2 protein-coding genes are annotated in these 4,551 nt (G+C 46.4%); one reads left to right on the forward strand and one right to left on the reverse strand.

Annotation, left to right across the window (positions count from 1 at the left end; all coding sequences use genetic code 11):
• Positions 1-425: 425 nt before the first annotated feature.
• Positions 426-2,579 (reverse strand): rubrerythrin, encoded by a 2,154-nt coding sequence (gene rbr / locus GKG43_RS22455; RefSeq protein ID WP_055153265.1) that lies wholly within the window; start codon positions 2,577-2,579, stop codon positions 426-428.
• A gap of 503 nt (positions 2,580-3,082) precedes the next feature.
• Here rbr and GKG43_RS22460 point away from each other — a divergent pair.
• The gene (locus tag GKG43_RS22460) at positions 3,083-4,444 is read left to right on the forward strand and encodes a peptide MFS transporter (protein WP_050642366.1); all 1,362 of its coding nucleotides are present in this window, start codon (positions 3,083-3,085) and stop codon (positions 4,442-4,444) included.
• Positions 4,445-4,551: the final 107 nt, after the last annotated feature.

Raw genomic sequence — 4,551 nt, forward strand, 5'->3', positions numbered from 1 at the left:
TTGGTTGCAAGCCATAAATACTTTATCACAAAGTGGTGTCCTCTTTTCATTTAATCCGAATAAAATTTTACGCTAGCAATCCATGATTTGATATTTTTTTCACACACTTTACTTCCAATCAATGTCATAACCACAATATCTTGTATAAAAATGTAAAATCTTAGGGCAGGCAATACAAGTCTGCTGTTTACAATTTTATGATTATTTTACTTGACAATCATTTTACGTTGTTTTGGCATCAGGTCTGCCGATAAACATAAGATAGCTCCCGTGAGACGCGTGTATCAGCTATTCCCTGATTACGCATCCCCGGGAGACCTGCCGGGCTATTACACTCTATTCATCTTTCCTGCTGCTTTCAACTGCCTCAGCATAACAGCAAGTTACTTATGATTCGAGATACTGGGTACTTATTTTTCGATGTATTAGTAATTGTGTGCTTGACGTTCAAAGTAAGCCTTCGGATACTGGCATACCGGGCATACTTCCGGTGCGTCAGCCCCTTCGTGTATATAACCGCAGTTTCTGCACTTCCAGCCAAGCGGCGCTTCCCCTGCAAAGGTCTTATTCGCCTTATACTTTTCCAGCAGACGCAGATAACGCTTTTCATGCTGCGCTTCGACCTTCGCTACAAGCTCAAATTTGGCCGCAATCTCATCGTACCCCTCCGCTTTTGCTTCCTCTGCCATCCGTTTGTACATCTGGGTCCACTCTTCGTTCTCGCCGGCAGCCGCATCCACCAGATTCTGTTCCACATCGTTGATCCCATGGAAAGCACGGAACCACATCTTTGCATGCTCACGCTCCTGCTCCGCCGTCTCCAGGAAAATGGCTGCCATCTGTTCCAGTCCGTTTTCCTTCGCCACATCCGCCCAATATGTATACTTATTTCTTGCCATAGATTCCCCGGCAAAAGCTTCCATCAGATTCTTCTCAGTCTTAGAGCCCGGCGCTGGCTTACCTGCTGAGCCAGCTGGTACCGGCGCTTTTGCCGGCGCTTCCTCTTTCAGTTCCTGAAACCTGTCTGCCGGTACCTTACAGATCGGACACTCTTTTGGCGGATTTTCTCCCTCATGAATATAGCCGCATACACTGCATTTCCATTTTTTCATAATACCTGTCTCCTTCTCTTTTTTGTTTTCTGTTTCTTCTATATATAATACCATTTTTTCCAGCTCCTGGGATTTCTGTTTGTCCGGATTCTTTTTTCCCTCCGGCCCCAGATCATCAGATCTGTCTCTATAAGTCGTATGAAGCATCCTCTCTGCCAGACCGCTTAACGGAGACTTATAAAATTCACTGTAAAGTTTGTTGATTTCAGGATTTTCATGGCTCAGCCTCAGCTTCATGTGTGCATCCCTTTCATATAGTGAAGCAATCCGCGCATTTCTGATTTCATCGGTCATTGGAATCTCCGTCTTGGGCTGGCCTCCCCCGCCGATACAGCCGCCGCGGCATGCCATTACTTCAACAAAATCATAATGGACGTCCGCATGTTTCCACTGTTCCAGAAATCTTCGCGCGTTCTCCGTACCATGGATCACCGCCAGCTTCAAATGAATACCGCTGATCTCCACGTCTGCTTCTCTCACACCGTCCATTCCCCTCACAGGCTCAAGATTCAGAAAATCTTCCGGCGGATTTGTCCCGCTCACATGATAATATGCCGTGCGGGCCGCTGCTTCCATGACTCCGCCCGTGTTCCCGAATATGACGCCGGCGCCGGAAGCCTTTCCCATCAATTCATCGTATTCACTTGTTCCAACGCTGCTGAGTTCTAAACCATCCTCCCGCATCCAGCGCGCCAGTTCCCGCGTTGTGATGACATGATCCATGTCGCGGAGGTCTTCGTTGGAATTATACCCGGCGGAATCACGCATTTCCTCCCTGCGTATTTCAAATTTCTTCGCCGTACAGGGAGTGACGGCTACATTTACGATTTTGACCGGATCGATTCCTCTCTGCTTCGCAAAATAGGTCTTTATCGTAGGCCCCTGCATTCCAATGGGGCTCTTTGAAGTGGAGATATGCGGAAGCGCCTCGGGATAAAATGTCTCAACAAACTTAACCCATCCTGGACAGCAGCTTGTAAACTGGGGCAGCACCCCTCTTCTGCCTGTGATTCTCTCCACCAGTTCTGAGGCTTCCTCCATAATGGTCAGATCAGCTGCAAAATTCGTATCCAGCACATAATCCGCACCGAGCGCCCTGAGTGCAGCCACCATCCCGCCTTCCACGAAACTCCCGGGCGGCATTCCAAACTCTTCCCCCAGTCCCACCCTGACTGATGGCGAAGTACTGAATATAACAACCTTATCGGGATCTTTTATCGCCTTCCTGACTTCCTGATACTCATACACTTCTGTAATGGAACCCGCCGGACAGACATTTGCACATTGTCCGCAGTGTATGCAGACCGCCTTATCTCCAGTGCTCTCCAGTGAGTAAAGTTTTCCTACCCCAATCTCCTCCTCACACACCCGCCTGCACTGACCACATTTTATACACAGATCTTCCTGCCTCATTATGGAGGGGTTATCCGGCTCTATTGGTATCCTGATTTTAGTATACTGATGCATCGTAGCTCCTTTCCTTCTTTTCAATATTAATAATAATTACTGTTATTATATTGTCATAATTTGGCAGGTTTGTCAAGAACTTTATATTGTTTTTCATGATATAATGCAATTTAATTTGTTTATGGCACAATACTAAGGAATACTTATAAAATTCTAGTGAAGATTTATTAATTAAGCATAAAATTTTATTTGTACTATAGTTTAAACTATGGTACAATCTCCTCGGGGTAAAATTATAGTACATCGTAAAATAAGTAACTGACTCATAAGCTGAAATAAATTTTTGAGAGTGCTGCTCCGCAAACGCAGGCGTAGTGGGCTACGCTGAGGCTTGTGAAGCAGTGCTATCGGAAATTTAGGTCTGCTTATGAGGCAGTTAATTATTATACGATGTACTAGCAAAGGAGGAGGTTTTTCTAGACAACAGAGGATATCTGGTATGTATTCTCATCAATTCGCACTGTTACAGTGCTCACTTAAAAACTAATTGGAGGGTTTTTATTATGGAAACAACAAAAAAGAAGAAACCTTTTGGCTTTTATGTATGCGCCTTAGGTTTCACATTCGAACGCTGCGCGTTCTACACAGTTAAGTACTTACTGGCAATCTGGATCGCCACAAATGCGGCGGGAGGCGGTCTTGGCTTAACAGATGCCCAGGCAACTGCAACTTCCGCCTTCTTTGTGGCCGCCACCTATATCACGCCTATTCTGGGGGGATACATCGCAGACTACTGGCTCAGCCCAAGAATCTGTGTCATTGCCGGAATGACCCTCATGGGACTCGGCTACCTCTGTACCTGGCAGGCCCGTTCCATGACTCTTGTCTGGATCATGATCATTCTTGTCGCTCTGGGTACCGGTTTATTTAAGGGAAACCTCTCAGGAGTGAATGGTCTGTTATTCGAAGACAAGGATGACTTGAACAACGCATTTTCTATTCAGTACTCATTTGTAAATGTCGGTTCATTCATCGGGACAACATTTATCGCCATCCTTCCAATCACAGGGCTTGTAGGCGTTAAAACAACTTTCAATACCGTTTTCCTGCTGTGCGCCATCTTTCTGTTCATCGATGCACTCTGGTTCGCACTCAACCAGAAGTCTCTCGGTGATGCCGGCAAAAAGCCATTCAAGCATGATCAGAGAAAATTCATTGACAACAGCAAGAAAAAAGAAGAATCCAGCAAACCTCTTACAAAGGGTGACAAAAAAAGAATCCTTGCCATCATCCTTGTAACCGTTTTTTCAATTGTATTCTGGGTCGTATGGTATATGGCATACATGCCTGCTTACTTTTACTTCGGATGGGGCGAGGGCTCAGACTTCCTGAACCATGCAAACTGGTATATCGGAAGCTGGCAGGTTCCCACTTCATACTTTGACTCACTGAACGCCCTGACATGCATCGTCCTTGGACCGGTGCTCGCGATCGTCTGGGCAAAACTCGCAAAACGTCCCCAAGGCGACATGAGTATGTTCAAGAAAACAGCACTGGGAATGATCCTGGTAGGATGTTCATTCGTAATCATGGTATTAGCCGACGTAATCAGAGGCGGCGGCCAGGCTGCACTGATCTGGATCGTATTCGTATCTCTGCTGATGTCAATCGGCGAGATGGTATTCTCCCCGCTGGGCAACTCTTTCATCACAATGTTTGCCCCTGCAAAAGTACTGGGACTTCTGCTCGGCCTGTGGCCAATCGCAGTATTTTTCGCAACAACGATCTACCCGGCGCTGTACGCATACCTGAAAACAGTTCCGTTCCAGATTGGATATGGAGTCGTTGCTGGAGTCGTAATCATACTTGGAGTAATACTCTGGGCAATGAGCGGAAAACTGGATAAACTGGCGGAAGAACAATAATTGCGAAATTGAGGCTGCATGTTTTTGCAGTCTCTTTTTTTCGCGGGAAGTTCGCCTGTGCGGAATGGGGAGAGGGATGCTGCGGGAAAATGGGGTGGGGGCTGGGA

Source organism: Eubacterium sp. BIOML-A2, from assembly GCF_009680135.1.
GTDB lineage: Bacteria > Bacillota > Clostridia > Lachnospirales > Lachnospiraceae > Faecalicatena > Faecalicatena contortus_B.

What these genes read in the sequence shown, in the direction of transcription:
- rbr (WP_055153265.1), bottom strand. Translation starts at nt 2,579, where the DNA reads ATGCATCAGTATACTAAAATCAGGATACCAATAGAGCCGGATAACCCC.
- GKG43_RS22460 (WP_050642366.1), top strand. Translation starts at nt 3,083, where the DNA reads ATGGAAACAACAAAAAAGAAGAAACCTTTTGGCTTTTATGTATGCGCC.